Source organism: Erwinia endophytica (assembly GCF_009295515.1).
GTDB lineage: Bacteria > Pseudomonadota > Gammaproteobacteria > Enterobacterales > Enterobacteriaceae > Erwinia > Erwinia endophytica.
In genome coordinates this window covers 41270-59119 of the sequence record NZ_RQVV01000054.1, presented here as the reverse complement: position 1 = coordinate 59119, position 17850 = coordinate 41270, and the positions used below count along the sequence as shown (strand labels likewise).

Annotated in this window: 15 protein-coding genes and 2 tRNA genes; 15 read left to right on the top strand and 2 right to left on the bottom strand. The window is 52.1% G+C overall.

The window, feature by feature from the left end:
• Window positions 1-70: 70 nt before the first annotated feature.
• The 15 genes from folP to EH228_RS16695 all read left to right on the top strand — a co-directional run bounded on the left by folP (window position 71) and on the right by EH228_RS16695 (window position 15615).
• Entirely contained in the window at window positions 71-907 is an 837-nt protein-coding gene (folP, locus tag EH228_RS16770) for a dihydropteroate synthase (protein WP_152322762.1), read from the top strand.
• Between the two features lie 4 nt (window positions 908-911).
• Complete coding sequence (gene glmM, locus EH228_RS16765) at window positions 912-2246, top strand: phosphoglucosamine mutase (RefSeq protein WP_152322761.1); 1335 nt, start codon at window positions 912-914, stop codon at window positions 2244-2246.
• Window positions 2247-2563: 317 nt separating this feature from the next.
• Complete coding sequence (secG, locus tag EH228_RS16755; RefSeq protein WP_152322759.1) at window positions 2564-2899, top strand: preprotein translocase subunit SecG; 336 nt, start codon at window positions 2564-2566, stop codon at window positions 2897-2899.
• Window positions 2900-2924: 25 nt separating this feature from the next.
• Window positions 2925-3011, top strand: a tRNA-Leu gene (locus EH228_RS16750).
• A 59-nt stretch (window positions 3012-3070) separates the two neighbouring features.
• Window positions 3071-3147, top strand: a tRNA-Met gene (locus EH228_RS16745).
• 210 nt (window positions 3148-3357) lie between these two features.
• Window positions 3358-3810: a ribosome maturation factor RimP gene (gene rimP / locus EH228_RS16740; protein ID WP_152322758.1), complete on the top strand. Its 453-nt coding sequence runs from the start codon at window positions 3358-3360 to the stop codon at window positions 3808-3810.
• A 24-nt stretch (window positions 3811-3834) separates the two neighbouring features.
• Window positions 3835-5322, top strand: coding sequence for a transcription termination factor NusA (gene nusA / locus EH228_RS16735; RefSeq protein ID WP_152322757.1), 1488 nt, complete (start codon window positions 3835-3837; stop codon window positions 5320-5322).
• A gap of 24 nt (window positions 5323-5346) precedes the next feature.
• Window positions 5347-8037 carry a translation initiation factor IF-2 gene (infB, locus tag EH228_RS16730; RefSeq protein WP_152322756.1) on the top strand — a complete coding sequence of 897 codons (2691 nt, stop codon included), beginning with the start codon at window positions 5347-5349 and terminating at the stop codon, window positions 8035-8037.
• Between the two features lie 323 nt (window positions 8038-8360).
• The gene (gene rbfA / locus EH228_RS16725) at window positions 8361-8762 is read left to right on the top strand and encodes a 30S ribosome-binding factor RbfA (RefSeq protein WP_152322755.1); all 402 of its coding nucleotides are present in this window, start codon (window positions 8361-8363) and stop codon (window positions 8760-8762) included.
• A complete protein-coding gene (gene truB / locus EH228_RS16720) occupies window positions 8762-9730 on the top strand; it encodes a tRNA pseudouridine(55) synthase TruB (RefSeq protein WP_152322754.1) in 969 nt (322 codons plus the stop codon). Before rbfA ends, truB begins: the two co-directional genes overlap by 1 nt.
• Window positions 9731-9819: 89 nt before the next feature.
• Complete coding sequence (rpsO, locus tag EH228_RS16715; protein WP_024966694.1) at window positions 9820-10089, top strand: 30S ribosomal protein S15; 270 nt, start codon at window positions 9820-9822, stop codon at window positions 10087-10089.
• Between the two features lie 305 nt (window positions 10090-10394).
• On the top strand, window positions 10395-12542 hold the full coding sequence (pnp, locus tag EH228_RS16710) for a polyribonucleotide nucleotidyltransferase (RefSeq protein ID WP_152322753.1): 2148 nt from the start codon (window positions 10395-10397) through the stop codon (window positions 12540-12542).
• A 130-nt stretch (window positions 12543-12672) separates the two neighbouring features.
• Window positions 12673-13557, top strand: coding sequence for a lipoprotein NlpI (gene nlpI, locus EH228_RS16705; RefSeq protein ID WP_152322752.1), 885 nt, complete (start codon window positions 12673-12675; stop codon window positions 13555-13557).
• Window positions 13558-13661: 104 nt separating this feature from the next.
• Window positions 13662-13718, top strand: coding sequence for a protein YrbN (gene yrbN, locus EH228_RS20885; RefSeq protein WP_151038654.1), 57 nt, complete (start codon window positions 13662-13664; stop codon window positions 13716-13718).
• A 16-nt stretch (window positions 13719-13734) separates the two neighbouring features.
• Complete coding sequence (locus tag EH228_RS16695; protein ID WP_152322751.1) at window positions 13735-15615, top strand: DEAD/DEAH family ATP-dependent RNA helicase; 1881 nt, start codon at window positions 13735-13737, stop codon at window positions 15613-15615.
• Window positions 15616-15805: 190 nt separating this feature from the next.
• Here the strand turns inward: EH228_RS16695 and EH228_RS16690 are convergent, their stop codons facing one another.
• Together EH228_RS16690 and EH228_RS16685 are read right to left on the bottom strand one after the other, a co-directional pair.
• On the bottom strand, window positions 15806-16819 hold the full coding sequence (locus EH228_RS16690) for a luciferase-like monooxygenase (RefSeq protein ID WP_152322750.1): 1014 nt from the start codon (window positions 16817-16819) through the stop codon (window positions 15806-15808).
• A gap of 151 nt (window positions 16820-16970) precedes the next feature.
• Window positions 16971-17849, bottom strand: coding sequence for a U32 family peptidase (locus tag EH228_RS16685; protein WP_152322749.1), 879 nt, complete (start codon window positions 17847-17849; stop codon window positions 16971-16973).
• Window position 17850 lies beyond the last annotated feature (1 nt).

The window sequence follows — 17850 nt, the reverse complement described above, 5'->3', positions numbered from 1 at the left end:
GGCGATGACCGGGGTTTTTTATATCCCGAAAAACCCGCTATCGGTAAGACCCGTCAGGAGAACAGCTGTTATGAAGCTTTATGCCAGAGATTCCGTGCTTGATTTATCACATGCCCACGTGATGGGGATTTTGAATGTGACGCCGGACTCCTTTTCAGATGGCGGTAAGCATAACGATTTAGTCCAGGCTCTCACTCATGCCAATGGTATGATCAATGCCGGCGCCACCATTATCGATATTGGTGGCGAATCCACTCGACCTGGTGCCGATGAGGTGAGTGTTGAGCAGGAGCTGGAGCGAGTGATACCGGTAGTGGAAGCGATTTCTCAACGTTTCGAGGCGTGGATCTCGGTGGATACTTCTAAACCTGAAGTTATCCGTGAATCGGCTAATGCTGGCGCGCATTTGATCAACGATATCCGTTCCCTGCAGGAACCTGGCGCTCTGGAAGCCGCTGCCGCTAGCGGTCTGCCCGTTTGTCTGATGCATATGCAGGGCGAGCCCCGGACAATGCAGCAGGCACCGAAGTATCAGCACCTTCTGCAAGATGTGGACGCCTTCTTTGTTAAACATATTGCCCGCTGTGAAGCGGCGGGCATTAAAAAAGAGCAGCTGTTGCTCGACCCTGGATTCGGTTTCGGTAAGAATCTCTCCCACAATTATCAGCTTCTTGCCCATCTGGGCGATTTCCACCGTTTTGGTTTGCCATTGCTGGTGGGGATGTCACGTAAAAGTATGATTGGCCAGTTGCTGAATGTCGGACCGTCGCAACGCCTGACCGGCAGCCTGGCCTGTGCGGTGATTGCCGCCATGCAGGGCGCGCATATCCTGCGCGTTCATGATGTTAAAGAAACCGTTGAGGCGATGCGCGTCGTCGAAGCAACACTGTCAGCGAAGGAAGAGTAACGCTATGAGCAACCGTAAGTATTTTGGTACCGATGGCATCCGTGGCAAAGTCGGTGAATCGCCAATTACCCCTGATTTCGTGCTGAAACTGGGCTGGGCTGCGGGTAAGGTACTGGCGAGAAACGGCTCAAAGAAAATTATTATTGGTAAGGATACGCGCATTTCCGGTTACATGTTGGAATCTGCACTGGAGGCTGGGCTGGCAGCAGCAGGCCTGTCTGCCGCTTTTACCGGTCCGATGCCGACGCCAGCCATTGCTTATCTGACCCGAACCTTCCGGGCTGAGGCTGGAATTGTCATCTCCGCCTCACATAACCCGTTCGATGACAATGGCATTAAATTCTTCTCTATTGAAGGCACCAAACTGCCGGATGAAGTAGAAGAGGCCATTGAAGCTGAGATGAATAAGCCGATTACCTGTGTGGAATCCGCCGAACTGGGCCGCGCCAGTCGCATCGTTGATGCTGCCGGTCGCTATATTGAATTCTGCAAAGGCACGTTTCCAAGTGAACTGAGTCTGAATGGTTTAAAAATCGTGGTGGACTGTGCCAACGGCGCGACTTATCACATTGCGCCGAATGTTCTGCGAGAACTGGGGGCGACAGTCATCACGCTCGGCGTGCAGCCAGATGGCATGAATATCAACAAAGAATGCGGTGCAACGGATATTCGTCAACTACAGGCGCGTGTGCTGGCAGAGAAAGCTGACATTGGTCTGGCTTACGACGGTGACGGTGACCGAATCATGATGGTGGACCATCTTGGGCGTAAAGTAGATGGTGACCAGATCCTCTATATCATCGCCCGCGAAGGTTTGCGCCAGGGGCAGTTACGCGGTGGCGTGGTGGGAACACTAATGAGCAATATGGGGCTGGAACTGGCTCTCAAAGAGCTGGGCATTCCTTTTGCTCGTGCTAAAGTGGGCGATCGCTACGTGTTGGAGAAGTTGCAGGAAAAAGGCTGGCGTCTGGGGGCGGAGAATTCAGGACATGTCATCTTGCTGGACAAGACCACCACGGGTGACGGTATCGTTGCAGGTTTGCAGGTGCTTACTGCGATGGTTCGCAATCACATGAGTCTGCATGATCTGTGCAGTGGTATGAAACTGTTGCCGCAAATCCTGGTTAATGTCCGTTTCAGAGGAGAGACGGATCCTTTGGCAGATGAGCAGGTGAAAGCGATCATGGCGGAAGTTGAAAAGGAACTGCATGACCGTGGTCGTGTGCTCTTACGTAAATCGGGTACTGAACCACTGATTCGTGTGATGGTGGAAGGTGAGAGCGAAGAGCAGGTGACGTTACTGGCACACCGGATTGCCGATGCTGTTAAAGCTGTTTAAGCATGACGGGTAGCGGAATTGAAGGGCATTTTCTTTTGCCTGTCGTGGGCCTCTGACAGTGGTGTGTGGGGTGTGTACAGAAGGAGGCCGGTAACAAGTTGTTCTGCTTGCTTTATCGGCTATTTTTCTTGCTGCATTGTCGCTTTTGCCGTTTTTTTCCGCAATCAGCGGTGGGGTGAAAAATTGCCCTTGCGTGGACAGGCTGCTTTGGTTAGTATTCACACCCGCTTCTGATGGGTAGGGTAGTGGCGACGTTATCTATCCTGATGGGTTCGAAGTTTTTGATATGCGGTTATCGCGCAAGGAACAGGTTGAATATGTACGAAGCTCTTTTAGTTGTTTTCCTTATTGTGGCGGTTGGCCTTGTCGGCCTGATCATGCTGCAGCAAGGTAAAGGCGCTGATATGGGCGCGTCATTTGGTGCTGGCTCTTCAGCCACATTGTTTGGTTCTAACGGTTCAGGTAACTTTATGACCCGTATGACTGCAGTGTTGGCGACATTGTTCTTCATCATCAGTCTGATCCTCGGCAACTTTAACAGCAACAAGACCCAGAAAGGAAGCAAGTGGGAAAATCTGACTCAGCCTGCGCAAACGCAACAGCAGAGCCAGCCAGCTAAACCCGCTGCGCCGGGCAATGATATCCCGCAGTAAGTTGTAAAAAGTCGCAATCTTTAGTGCCGTGGTGGTGGAATTGGTAGACACGCTACCTTGAGGTGGTAGTGCCCGCATGGGCTTACGGGTTCAAGTCCCGTCCTCGGTACCAAATCTTAGTTTTGCTTGCATTTTCTGCAAGATAGGCGTAGTGTTTGCCACGTTTTCGGACGCGGGGTGGAGCAGCCTGGTAGCTCGTCGGGCTCATAACCCGAAGGTCGTCGGTTCAAATCCGGCCCCCGCAACCACTTTCCCTTAGAGTTATTTTTCAAATATACTGTAGGCGTTAATGGCGCATTCTCAGCAGATTTTGAAAAGAATTCTTTTGGATTGTGCCGAACCGCCATTTATGGCGTACAGGGTCCAGTCGCATAAAGCCCCGAATTTTCGGGGTTTTTTGTTATCAGGAAACAGCATACTGGGCGATTAAGCCCTTTTTTTATGTCTTGGGGGTGGGCTTGTCCACATTAGAGCAAAAATTAACAGAGCTGATTTCAGCACCGGTAGAAGCGCTAGGCTACGAACTGGTTGGTATCGAGTTTGTACGCAGTCGCACATCTACGTTGCGCATCTATATTGATAGTGAAAATGGCATCACTGTTGACGATTGCGCTGATGTCAGCCACCAGGTAAGTGCGGTGTTGGATGTTGAAGATCCCATCGCCGTTGCTTATAACCTTGAAGTTTCCTCACCAGGCCTTGAGCGCCCGCTCTTTACCGCGGCGCATTACGCGCGATTTGTCGGTGAAGAAGTGAGTCTGGTGCTGCGTATGGCCGTACAGAACCGCCGTAAATGGCAGGGAATCATTAAGTCTTTAGATGGTGAGATGATCACCGTTGCCGTTGAGGGTAACGACGAAGTGTTCGCGCTGAGCAACATCCAGAAGGCGAACCTGGTTCCCCACTTTTAAAAGTCCGGATTGAGGCATACCAGGATGAACAAAGAAATCTTAGCTGTAGTCGAGGCCGTATCTAACGAGAAATCCCTCCCACGCGAGAAGATTTTTGAGGCGCTGGAGAGTGCGCTGGCAACGGCTACCAAGAAAAAGTATGAGCAGGAAATCGACGTACGAGTCAGCATTGACCGTAAGAGCGGTGATTTTGATACATTCCGCCGTTGGCTCATCGTTGATGAAGTGACAATGCCAACGCGTGAAATTACGCTGGATGCCGCACGTTTTGAGGATGAATCGCTGAATCTGGGTGACTATGTTGAAGACCAGATTGAGTCGGTGACTTTTGACCGTATTACCACGCAGACGGCCAAGCAGGTTATCGTGCAGAAAGTGCGCGAAGCTGAACGTGCGATGGTGGTTGATCAGTTCCGTGAGCAGGAAGGTGAGATAATCACTGGCGTGGTTAAGAAAGTGAACCGCGATAACATTTCTCTGGATTTAGGTAACAACGCTGAAGCTGTCATCATTCGTGAAGACATGTTGCCGCGCGAAAACTTCCGCCCGGGTGACCGTATCCGTGGTGTTTTGTACGCCGTTCGTCCTGAAGCACGCGGTGCTCAATTGTTTGTCAGCCGTTCCCGACCGGAAATGCTGATCGAACTGTTCCGCATTGAAGTGCCGGAAATCGGCGAAGAAGTGATTGAAATTAAAGCTGCCGCGCGTGACCCTGGCTCGCGGGCCAAGATCGCGGTGAAGACTAACGACAAACGTATCGACCCGGTCGGCGCTTGTGTAGGTATGCGTGGCGCGCGTGTTCAGGCGGTATCCAGTGAGCTGGGTGGCGAACGTATTGATATCGTATTGTGGGATGATAATCCAGCGCAGTTCGTGATCAATGCAATGGCACCGGCGGATGTCGCTTCTATTGTGGTGGATGAAGATAATCACACCATGGATATCGCTGTTGAAGCTGGGAATCTGGCCCAGGCTATTGGTCGTAATGGTCAAAACGTGCGTCTGGCTTCGCAACTGAGCGGCTGGGAATTGAACGTCATGACGGTCGACGATCTGCAGGCTAAACACCAGGCTGAAGCCCATGCTGCCATCGACGTCTTTACCCGACATCTCGATATTGATGAAGACTTTGCCACCGTACTGGTCGAAGAGGGTTTCTCTTCACTGGAAGAACTGGCTTATGTTCCTATCAATGAGTTACTGGAAATTGACGGTCTTGATGAAGAGACAGTAGAAGCGCTGCGCAATCGTGCGAAAAATGCGTTAACCACCCTTGCTCTGGAAAAAGCAGAGAATCAAGGCGATAACCAGCCGGCGGAAGATTTGCTGAATCTGGAAGGTCTGGATCGTGAACTGGCATTTAAGCTGGCTGCGATTGGCGTGTGTACGCTGGAAGATCTTGCCGAGCAGGGTGTTGACGATCTGTCAGATATTGAGGGCCTGAACGATGAACAGGCTGGTGAGCTGATTATGGCCGCTCGAAATATCTGTTGGTTCGGCGATGACGCGTAATAAACTGTAGCAGGAAGGAACAGCATGACAGATGTAACCATAAAATCGCTGGCCGCAGAGATTCAGACCCCGGTAGAACGCCTGGTACAGCAATTTGCTGATGCAGGGATCCGCAAGTCTGCGACTGACTCTGTGACCCAGCAGGAAAAAGAAACGCTCCTTACCCATTTGAACCGTGATCAAAACGGCGGTTCTGGTAAACTGACTCTGCAGCGTAAAACGCGCAGTACCTTGAATATTCCTGGCACCGGGGGTAAAAGTAAATCGGTGCAAATTGAAGTCCGCAAAAAACGCACCTATGTAAAAGGCGATCCTGCAGAGGCTGAACAGGCCGAAGCAGAAGAGCAGGCACAGCGTGAAGCGGAAGAACTGGCTCGTCGCGAGGCTGAAGAAAAAGCCCAGCGCGAAGCTCAAGAGAAAGCGAAGCGTGAAGCCGGAGAGCTGGCTAAACGTGAGGCAGCTGATAAAGCCAAACGTGAAGCAGCGGAAAAAGACAAAGTGAGCAATCAACATACCGACGAAATGACCCGGGCAACTCAATCCGATAAAGCCCGCCGTGAAGCCGAAGCCGCAGAGCTGAAGCGTAAAGCTGAAGAAGAAGCGCGTCGCAAGATCGAAGAAGAAGCGAAGCGTGTAGCGGAAGAAGCACGTAAGATGGCGGAAGAGAAAGGTTCAGAGTGGGCTGAAGCGGAGAAGGAAGTGGATGACGCTTCCGACTACCATGTCACCACCTCTACTCATGCCCGTGCGGCTGAAGACGAAAACGACGCGCAGGTTGAAGGCGATCGTCGTAACCGTGCCGCTCGTCCGGCTAAAGCTGCGCAGCGTAAGAAAGGCAACAAGCATTCTGAGGCGAAAACCGATCGCGAAGAAGCGCGTGCGCAATTCCGTGGCGGAAAAGGCGGCAAGCGTAAACCAAGTACCCTACAGCAGGGCTTCAACAAGCCGGCACAGGTTGTTAACCGTGACGTGATCATCGGTGAAACTATCACTGTCGCGGAACTCGCTAACAAAATGGCGGTTAAAGGTTCCCAGGTCATCAAAGTCATGATGAAAATGGGCGCTATGGCGACCATCAATCAGGTAATCGATCAGGAAACGGCCCAACTGGTTGCGGAAGAAATGGGGCACAAAGTCATTCTGCGCCGCGAGAACGAGCTGGAAGAAGCGGTAATGAGTGATCGTGATACCGATGCGGCAATGGAATCTCGTGCGCCGGTTGTGACCATCATGGGGCACGTTGACCATGGTAAAACGTCCTTGCTGGATTACATTCGTTCCACCAAAGTCGCTTCTGGCGAGGCGGGCGGTATTACTCAGCACATTGGCGCATACCACGTTGAAACCGATAACGGTATGGTGACGTTCCTTGATACCCCGGGACACGCCGCGTTTACCGCGATGCGTGCTCGTGGTGCTCAGGCAACGGACATTGTTATTCTGGTTGTGGCCGCAGATGACGGCGTAATGCCGCAGACTATCGAGGCTATCCAGCATGCTAAAGCGGCGAAAGTGCCGGTTGTGGTTGCTGTGAACAAGATCGATAAGCCGGAAGCGGATCCGGAACGCGTTAAAAATGAACTCACTCAGTACGGAATCGTTCCGGAAGAGTGGGGTGGCGAGAACATGTTTGTTAATGTCTCGGCTAAAGCGGGCACCGGGATTGATGATCTGTTGAACGCCATTTTGCTGCAAGCTGAAGTTTTGGAGTTGACGGCTGTTCGTCAAGGGATGGCTAGCGGCGTGGTCATCGAATCATTCCTGGATAAAGGTCGTGGTCCGGTTGCGACGGTACTGGTGCGCGAAGGTACCCTGAATAAAGGCGACATCGTGCTGTGTGGCTTCGAGTACGGACGAGTCCGAGCGATGCGTGATGAACTGGGACATGAAGTGCTGCAAGCCGGCCCTTCAATTCCGGTGGAAATCCTCGGTCTGTCAGGTGTGCCAGCGGCGGGTGATGAAGCGACGGTTGTTCGTGACGAGAAGAAAGCGCGTGAAGTTGCACTGTATCGTCAGGGTAAATTCCGTGAAGTTAAGCTGGCTCGTCAGCAGAAATCTAAGCTGGAAAACATGTTCGCGAACATGACCGAAGGCGAAGTTTCCGAATTGAACATCGTGCTGAAAGCTGACGTGCAGGGTTCAGCCGAAGCGATTTCTGACTCTCTGATGAAGTTGTCCACCGATGAAGTGAAAGTCAAAATTGTCGGTTCCGGCGTGGGGGGGATCACAGAAACCGACGCAACGCTGGCTGCGGCCTCTAACGCCATTTTGGTTGGTTTCAATGTGCGTGCCGATGCTTCTGCCCGTCGAGTGATTGATTCCGAAAACCTGGATCTGCGTTATTACTCGGTCATCTATAATCTGATTGATGAAGTTAAGCAGGCCATGAGCGGCATGCTGGCGCCTGAGTATAAGCATCAGATCACTGGCCTGGCTGAAGTTCGTGATGTATTCAAATCACCGAAATTTGGTGCTATTGCAGGCTGTATGGTGACGGAAGGTAACATAAAACGTCACAACCCGATCCGCGTACTGCGTGACAATGTGGTTATCTATGAAGGCGAGCTGGAATCTCTGCGTCGCTTCAAGGATGACGTCAACGAAGTTCGTAACGGTATGGAATGTGGTATTGGCGTGAAGAACTACAACGATGTGCGTGTTGGCGATATGATCGAAGTGTTCGAGATTATTGAAATCCAACGTACTATCGCTTAATAGCCGTCTGAGAAAGTGACCTGTTATGGGAGGCCGTAGTGCCTCCCATCGGCTGTATCCTGCCATTGTGCACAAAGACCGATGGAGGTCGAATTATGGCAAGGCGCGAGCCATGAAGTTTGGTTATCCAAACGAATGGAGAGTAACGCAGTTGCAACATAATTAGGCCCCAGCCCTTCGGGTCGCGCATCAATAGTCCGCTCTCTGTGTTGTCAGGCTTGCTCATCCATAGCGATGCACTGCACCTTCTGTCTTACTAACTATTGATACTATGACGGTCTCACCATTAATGGTGGGAGACCGCCTTTATTTGGAGAATTATTATGGCGAAAGAATTTGGTCGCCCGCAGCGCGTCTCCCAGGAATTGCAGAAAGAGATCGCGATTATTTTACAGCGTGAGATAAAAGATCCCCGTTTGGGCATGATGGTTACCGTGTCCGGCGTTGAGGTCTCACGCGATCTGGCCTATGCCAAAGTATTTGTCACCTTTCTTAACGATAAAGACGAAGACGCGATTAAAGCGGGTCTGCGTGCGTTGGGGGACGCCTCTGGCTATATCCGTACGTTGCTGGGCAAAGCAATGCGCCTGCGTATCGTGCCTGAGCTGACGTTCTTCTACGATAACTCGTTGGTGGAAGGGATGCGCATGTCTAACCTTGTCACTAACGTGGTCAGAAATGACGCTGCGCGTCGTGGTCCAGTGGAAGATGATAAGGAAGACTGATGAGCCGTCCTCGCCGTCGCGGACGCGATGTCCATGGTGTGCTGCTGCTGGATAAACCACAAGGGTTGTCTTCTAACGATGCATTGCAGAAGGTAAAACGGTTGTTCACTGCGAATCGCGCAGGCCACACTGGCGCGCTCGATCCTCTGGCGACCGGTATGCTGCCGATTTGTCTCGGGGAAGCCACCAAGTTTTCCCAGTATCTGCTGGACTCCGATAAGCGTTATCGTGTGATTGCCCGCCTTGGGCAACGGACTGATACTTCTGATGCCGATGGTCAGATCATTAGCGAGCGTCCGATTAACTTCACTCAGGAGCAGCTTGACCTCGCCCTCGATAGCTTTCGTGGAGAGATCCAACAGGTGCCGTCGATGTATTCGGCGCTCAAGTACCAGGGACGTAAGCTGTATGAATATGCTCGAGAAGGGATCGAGGTGCCGCGAGAAGCGCGCAGTATCGTGGTTTATGAGCTGAAGTTTATTCGTTGGGAAGGTAACGAACTTGAGCTGGAAATCCACTGTTCAAAAGGTACCTACATTCGTACTATCACGGATGATCTGGGGGAGCGGCTTGGTTGTGGCGCCCACGTGATTTATCTGCGTCGTTTGCAGGTTGCCACCTATCCTGTCGCCAGCATGGTCACTCTTGAGCAACTTGTCGCACTAAATGAACAAGCGCTGAGCAGTAATCGCTCACCGGCGGATTTACTCGACCCGTTATTGATGCCTATAGACAGCCCGGCGGCGGCCTGGCCAGAAGTGAATCTGTCAAACGCGGTTGCAGTTTACTTCAAGCAAGGCCAGCCAGTGCAGGCCAGTTGCGTGCCTGCTGAGGGTCTGGTACGGGTCACCGAAGGCCCTGATCGCAAGTTTATCGGTATGGCTGAGATTGCTGAGGATGGCCGGGTTGCCCCTCGCCGTCTGGTTGTAGAATATTCCGCCGGGCCATTTGCGAAAGCCCCCGGCTAAGGGTAGAATGGCGCGGCTTTACCTGTTGGGTCGCTGAATTAGAGATCGGCACCCTGTCTATTTATTATCTTAAAATTTGGAGTTGTATCATGTCTCTAAGTGTTGAAACTAAAGCGCAGATCGTTGCTGATTACGGTCGTGACGCGAACGACAGTGGTTCTACCGAAGTTCAGGTTGCTCTGTTGACCGCTCAGATTAACCATCTGCAGGGGCACTTCTCTGAGCATAAAAAAGACCACCACAGCCGTCGCGGTCTGCTGCGTATGGTTTCCCAGCGTCGTAAGCTGCTGGATTACCTGAAACGTAAAGACGTTGCACGTTACACCAGCCTGATCGAACGTTTAGGTCTGCGTCGCTAAGTCTTCAGAATCTGTCCGTCTTTTCCGTGTATTTTGAGATGAAAAGCGGAGAATATGCGTAGATTCGTGCGAGTTTCGTTAAAAAGGGGCCTTTACGGCCCCTTTTTTCAGCCAGGCGGCAGCAATTCAGGTTAAATTATTGTATTGTTGCTGAGTGTGATCTTCACTTGCAGAGATTCGCGCGGCTAATGAGAGGCTTTGTCCCGGGGAGGGGATTAAGGGTTGTCATTAGTCGCGAGGATGCAGATGAGGATTTAAAATCCACGGCAGGGTCAGTGCCTTGCCATGACGTTAAGGACAAAATTTTGCTGAACCCGATCGTAAGAAAATTCCAATATGGTCAGCATACCGTTACCTTTGAGACCGGTATGATGGCTCGCCAGGCAACGGCAGCCGTAATGGTTAGCATGGACGACACAGCCGTGTTTGTTACCGTTGTTGGTCAGAAAAAATCCAAATCAGGTCAGGACTTTTTTCCGCTGACAGTTAACTATCAGGAGCGTACCTATGCTGCTGGTCGTATTCCGGGGAGTTTTTTCCGTCGCGAAGGGCGCCCAAGCGAGGGCGAAACGCTCATTTCGCGGCTGATTGACCGTCCAATTCGTCCATTGTTCCCGGAAGGTTTTGTTAACGAAGTCCAGATTATCGCTACCGTGGTTTCTGTTAACCCGCAAGTCAATCCTGATATTGTGGCAATGATCGGTGCCTCCGCGGCTCTGAGCCTGTCGGGGTTGCCGTTCAATGGTCCTATTGGCGCTGCTCGTGTAGGGTACATCAACGATCAATACGTCCTGAACCCAACGGCCGATGAACTGAAAGAGAGTAAGCTGGATCTGGTTGTTGCGGGGACTCAGGGCGCGGTGCTGATGGTGGAATCAGAAGCTGAGTTGCTGAGCGAAGATCAGATGCTGGGCGCAGTGGTCTTCGGTCACGAGCAGCAGCAGATCGTTATCGACAATATCAATGCGTTGGTGGCCGAAGCGGGTAAACCGCGCTGGGACTGGCAGCCAGAAGCTGTCAACGAAGCATTACACTCGCGTATTTCCGCGCTGGCTGAATCCCGCCTGAGCGATGCTTATCGCATCACCGAGAAGCAAGAGCGTTATGCTCAGGTTGATGTCATCAAGTCTGAGACGATAGCAGCATTGTTGGCTGAAGACGAAAGTCTGGATGAAGGTGAAATCAGCGATATCCTGCACGCGTTGGAAAAAAATGTGGTGCGTAGCCGCATTCTGCGTGGCGAGCCGCGTATCGATGGTCGTGAGAAAGACATGATCCGTGGCCTGGACGTGCGTACTGGCGTTCTCCCTCGTACCCATGGTTCCGCATTGTTTACCCGTGGTGAAACTCAGGCGTTGGTTACCGCTACGTTGGGTACGGCTCGTGATGCACAGAGTCTGGACGAGCTGATGGGCGAACGCACTGATAGCTTCCTGTTCCATTATAACTTCCCTCCATACTCAGTTGGTGAGACTGGTATGGTGGGCTCGCCTAAGCGTCGTGAGATTGGCCACGGTCGTTTGGCGAAGCGTGGTGTGCTGGCCGTAATGCCGAAAGCAGACGTCTTCCCTTATACCGTGCGCGTGGTGTCTGAAATCACCGAATCTAATGGTTCCTCTTCCATGGCTTCTGTTTGCGGCGCGTCTCTGGCGCTGATGGATGCGGGTGTACCCATTAAAGCGGCTGTCGCGGGTATTGCGATGGGCCTGGTGAAAGAGGGTGACAACTTTGTGGTGCTGTCAGACATTTTGGGTGACGAAGATCATCTGGGCGATATGGACTTTAAAGTAGCCGGCAGCCGTGAAGGTATCACCGCGCTGCAGATGGACATTAAAATTGAAGGTATCACCCGTGAAATCATGCAGGTGGCGCTGAATCAAGCTAAAGGGGCGCGTTTGCACATTCTTGGCGTGATGGAACAGGCTATCAGTACGCCGCGTGGTGATATCTCTGAATTCGCCCCGCGCATTCACACCATCAAGATCAGTCCGGATAAAATCAAAGATGTTATTGGTAAAGGTGGTTCTGTTATTCGTGCGCTAACCGAAGAAACCGGCACTACCATCGAAATCGAAGATGATGGTACGGTGAAAATTGCGGCGACTGATGGCGATAAGGCAAAATATGCTATCCGTCGTATCGAAGAGATCACCGCAGAAATCGAAGTGGGCCGTATCTACAATGGTAAAGTGACCCGCATCGTTGACTTTGGTGCCTTCGTGGCAATCGGTGGTGGTAAAGAAGGTCTGGTGCATATTTCTCAAATCGCTGACAAGCGCGTAGAGAAAGTGACCGATTATCTGCAAATGAACCAGGAAGTACCGGTCAAGGTGCTGGAAGTTGATCGTCAGGGCCGTGTGCGCCTGAGCATTAAAGAAGCGATCGAACAGGCTGCAGAGCCTGAAGTAGCAGCTGCACCTTCTGCACCTGCACCTCATTCAGAAGCAGAATAAGTCAGGCCATTAAGCCCTCAATGAGCAAGAAGCATGGAGGGCTGTTTCATCGCGAGGGCAGGACGACACCTTGTGCACGGCAGGCGGATGAACGGATTATCATCCTATTGTTTGTATTCGGGAGTGGGAAATGAAGCCTTTTTTGCGCTGGTGTTTCGTTGCGACAGCTATATCGCTGGCAGGATGCAGCAACTCTGATTGGCGTAAGAACGAGATTCTGGCTGTTCCGCTACAGCCGACGTTGCAACAGGAAGTCATCCTGGCGCGTATGGAACAAATTCTTGCCAGTCGGGCTCTGACCGATGATGAACGCGCTCAGCTGTTATATGAGCGCGGAGTGTTGTATGATAGTTTAGGTTTGAGAGCACTGGCGCGGAATGATTTTTCACAAGCGCTGTCTATCAGACCGGATATGCCTGAAGTATTCAATTACTTAGGCATATATTTAACGCAGGCAGGAAATTTTGATGCTGCCTATGAAGCGTTCGATTCTGTACTTGAGCTTGATCCAACTTACAATTATGCGCATTTAAACCGTGGTATCGCTTTGTATTACGGCGGAAGGTTTAAATTAGCGCAAGATGATCTGCTGGCGTTTTATCAAGACGATCCTAACGATCCTTTCCGTAGCTTGTGGCTGTATCTCGATGAACGAGAGATGAACGCCGATAAGGCTGAAGTAGCGCTACAACAGCGTTATAACAAAGCGGTCAGAGACCAATGGGGATGGAATATTGTCGAGTTCTACCTGGGCAACATCAGCGAAAGCACACTGATGGACCGTCTTAAGGCAGACGCAACGGATAATACCTCGCTCGCTGAACATCTCAGTGAAACCAACTTCTATTTAGGTAAGCATTACCTAAGTCTGGGGGAGAAGGGCAACGCAGAAGCGTTGTTCAAGCTGACGGTTGCTAACAATGTACACAACTTTGTTGAGCACCGATATGCATTGTTGGAGCTGGCGCGACTCGGCCAGGCACAAGACGATTTATCAGAATCTGACCAGCAATAGCTGACGAACTTTTATTGCCTGAATTCTCGGATTGTCATCATCTTAGCGGATGAGGGCTTTTTTGTTCGTCGAAACCACTAATTTGAGCCGGTTCACACTTTTTGATGAAAATAACTGAATGTTTTCACGATGAGTTATGTAGACTGGCCGCCGCAATCTAAGAGGCACGTGTACTACATGACTGATATTGAAACTACTTTTGCTGAGCTTGGTCTGAATGAAGCTATCCTCGAATCACTTAACGGCATGGGCTATGTCAAGCCTTCTCCGATCCAGGCTGAGTGTATTCCTCACCTGCTGGCAGGCCGTGACGTGCTGGGTATGGCACAGACCGGGAGCGGTAAAACCGCAGCGTTCTCGCTGCCACTGCTGAATAACATTGATAGCAACCTGAAAGCACCTCAGATTCTGGTGTTGGCACCAACCCGTGAGTTGGCGGTTCAGGTTGCTGAAGCCGTAACTGAATTCTCTAAACATATGCGCGGCCTTAACGTGGTGGCCCTCTACGGCGGCCAGCGTTATGACGTCCAACTACGTGCACTGCGTCAGGGGCCACAGGTTGTGGTGGGGACGCCGGGTCGTCTGCTTGACCACCTGAAACGCGGCACATTAGATCTGTCTAATCTGCGCGGTTTGGTGCTGGATGAAGCGGATGAAATGCTGCGTATGGGCTTCATCGAAGACGTTGAAACCATCATGGCGCAGATCCCGGAAGGCCATCAGACGGCTCTGTTCTCTGCAACAATGCCGGAAGCGATTCGTCGCATTACTAAACGTTTCATGAAAGATCCACGGGAAGTGCGTATTCAGTCAAGCCTGACCACGCGCCCTGACATCAGCCAGAGCTACTGGACGGCTTATGGCCGTAAGACCGATGCACTGGTGCGTTTCCTGGAAGTGGAAGATTTTGATGCGGCGATTATCTTCGTCCGTACCAAAAATGCGACTCTGGAAGTGGCTGAAGCGCTGGAGCGCAATGGTTACAACAGTGCTGCACTGAACGGTGATATGAACCAGGCTTTGCGTGAGCAAACACTGGAGCGTCTGAAAGATGGTCGACTGGATATCCTGATCGCTACTGACGTTGCGGCTCGTGGCCTGGATGTTGAGCGCATCAGCCTGGTAGTTAACTTCGATATTCCTATGGATGCGGAATCTTACGTTCACCGTATTGGCCGTACTGGTCGTGCTGGTCGTGCCGGTCGTGCGCTGTTGTTCGTTGAGAACCGTGAGCGCCGTCTGCTGCGTAACATTGAACGTACGATGAAGTTGACTATTCCTGAAGTTGAACTGCCCAATGCAGAACTCCTGGGGCAGCGTCGTCTGGCCAAGTTTGCAGCTAAAGTTCAACAGCAACTGGAAAGCAGCGATTTGGACCAGTATCGTGCACTGCTGAGCAAAATGCAGCCGGAAGAAGAGATGGATATGGAAACCCTGGCCGCGGCATTACTGAAAATGGCTCAGGGCGAACGTCCGCTGATTGTCCCAGCCGATCCGGCGCCACGCCCACGTCGCGAGTTCAAAGAGCGTGATGATCGTCGTGGTTCTCGTGAAAGTCGTGATGGCGATCGTCCGCGTCGTGAACGTCGTGATGTTGGCGATATGGAAGTTTACCGCATTGAAGTCGGGCGCGATGATGGCGTTGAAGTGCGCCATATCGTGGGGGCGATTGCTAACGAAGGTGATATCAGCAGCCGTTACATCGGTAACATCAAACTGTTTGGTACTCATTCCACCATTGAACTGCCCAAAGGCATGCCGGGTGATATTCTGCAGCATTTCACCCGCACGCGTATTCTGAACAAACCGATGAATATGCAACTGATAGGCGATGCCCAGCCTCAGCCGCGTGGCAACGATCGTGGCGGTGAGCGCCGCGGTGGTGGCGCTGGAGCTGGTCGTGGTGGTTTTGGTGGTGGCCGTAGTGAAGGTGCTCGTCGTTTCAGCAATGATCGTGGTGGTGAACGTCGCAGTGGTGGTTTCAGCCGTGATGGTGGTAACCGTGGTCCGCGCCGTGAAGACGCCGGCAATGCCTCACCCCGCCGTCGTGATGCCTGATAGTCAATTGTACCGCGTAGTGAATGCCCATTATTAAGGTAATGGGCATTGTCCGACACCAGACCCCGCCTTGTGACCAGCAAGGTGGGGTTTTCACTTTATAACGGCATTAACGGACGATGTTGAGCCATCATTCGGCATGGCTGAAACAGGAGCGGCATGGCTGAAACAGGAGCAGGAGAAGCATTGTTTATGCCTGAAGCGACTGGTGCGCGGCCATCGTCAGAGCAAAAGAGTGTAAGCGCGCCTGTGGGTCGAAGATCTGTCCATTCACCATAATTTCATCAGCCTGGGTTTCTCGGATCAGCGAGGCCAGACCGTGACGCACCTTATCCTGATCCCCCACCAGCGACATGCTCAGTGCTTGCTGCACGCCATACTGTTCTGAAGAGGACCACAGATCGTCCATATTTCCCACCGGGGCGGGTAATGGACCCGGCTTACCGCGTCGAAGGTTAACAAATTGTTGTTGTATCGAGGTGAACAGGAATCTGGCTTCTCGCTCGCTGTCTGCGGCCACTACATTGATGCAGACCATCGCATGCGGCCTTTCCAGCCGTGCCGATGGCTTGAAGTTTTCCCGGTACAGATGCAGAGCCTGGAAAAGCATATCCGGTGCGAAGTGCGAGGCGAAAGCAAACGGCAGGCCCAGCTGTGCGGCAAGCTGCGCACTGTAAAGACTGGATCCGAGCAGCCAGACGGGGATTTTCAGTCCCAGTCCCGGTACGGGTTGCACCGCAGGTTGTGATCCGGCTTCAGCGTCAAACCATGCGATTAACTCTTCAACATCAGACGGGAAATTGTCGATATGCCCGCTCATATGGCGGCGTAATGCGAGCATCGTGCGTTGATCTGAGCCTGGTGCGCGGCCCAATCCCAGATCAATGCGTCCCGGATAAAGCGACTCCAGTGTGCCGTATTGCTCCGCAATCACCAACGGGGAGTGGTTCGGCAACATCACGCCGCCGGAACCGAGACGCAGGGTGCTCGTATTCGCCGCCAGATAACCGATCAGTACCGAGGTCGCCGCACTGGCAATCCCGGTCATATTGTGGTGTTCCGCCAGCCAGTAGCGATTAAAACCGAGTTTTTCAGACTGCTGTGCAAGGGCCAGCGAAGCGTGGAAAGCATCACGTGCGTTCGCGCCCTGTGGAATAGGGGCCAAATCGAGGACTGACAGCGGGACATTTTTTTTATCAGACATAATCGCTCACTTGTTCGGAGGACGAAGCACCAGTACAACGTCATAGCCTAAGCGATAACGGGTTAGCAGGATTGGCAGTTTACAGCACTTTTGGGATTTCTTTTTTCTCAATGGAAACGCGCGCTGGTGTGTAGCGCGCGTGGCGTTTGCCTCAGTTAACCAGTTCCAGTCCGGCGACCTGCCGCCAATAACCGTTACATTGGTGATGCGCGAGAAGGGGAAGGGGGGCTTTGCCCATTTCGTTATTGCGGAAGGCATCAATCAGTGACAGGGTTTCTGTTCCCTGGGGCGAGAAACGAACAATATCGACCAGCCCCGTCATGGACATCAAATCATTCCCCAGATTGTAGCAATAGCCGCTCATGGTCTGGATGCCGTTGAGCACGAAAACGTGCTGGTCCTCTTGTGAGCGCAGACTTCTACCCTGTGGATAGTCAATGCAACAAGTACGGCAGTCATCCTTGCCGCGGTTTTCTGCCCTGGCGCTAAAGCAACGAGCCGAAAGGGCCAGTGGTAGATGGCCGTAGCCGAAGACCTCAACCTCAAAGTGTCCGCGAATTTTCAGTTCATCACACTGGGTCAGCAGATGAGACAGCCAGTCGCGCGACAACTCCACCGGCATACACCAACGCACCATACCCATTTTCAGCAGTATTTTCAGTGTTACAGCATTGTAGCAATTTAGTGCGTGACCGGCGATGAACGGCAATCCTGCTTCGGCCGCCATATTGACGGTACCCATGTCATTGGCTTCAATCAGAAACTCGCCGTTATCAACATAACGTTTAAGCTCAGTCAGTTCGGAGGGGGACTGTACCAGCGCCAGGGTGCTCAGCACGACCTGCTTTCCTGCGTTGGCCAGATCTTTTCCCATCACTATCCAGTCTGCGACTTTTGTGGCGCGGCGCTTGCTACAGACGGCTTCGCCGAGATAGATGATATCAGCGGGGCTGTTGGCTGCAGCCTGATAAAATTCCTGCAATGTCTCTTTTGGCCAGTACCAGAGTACCGGACCTAATGAATATTTCATT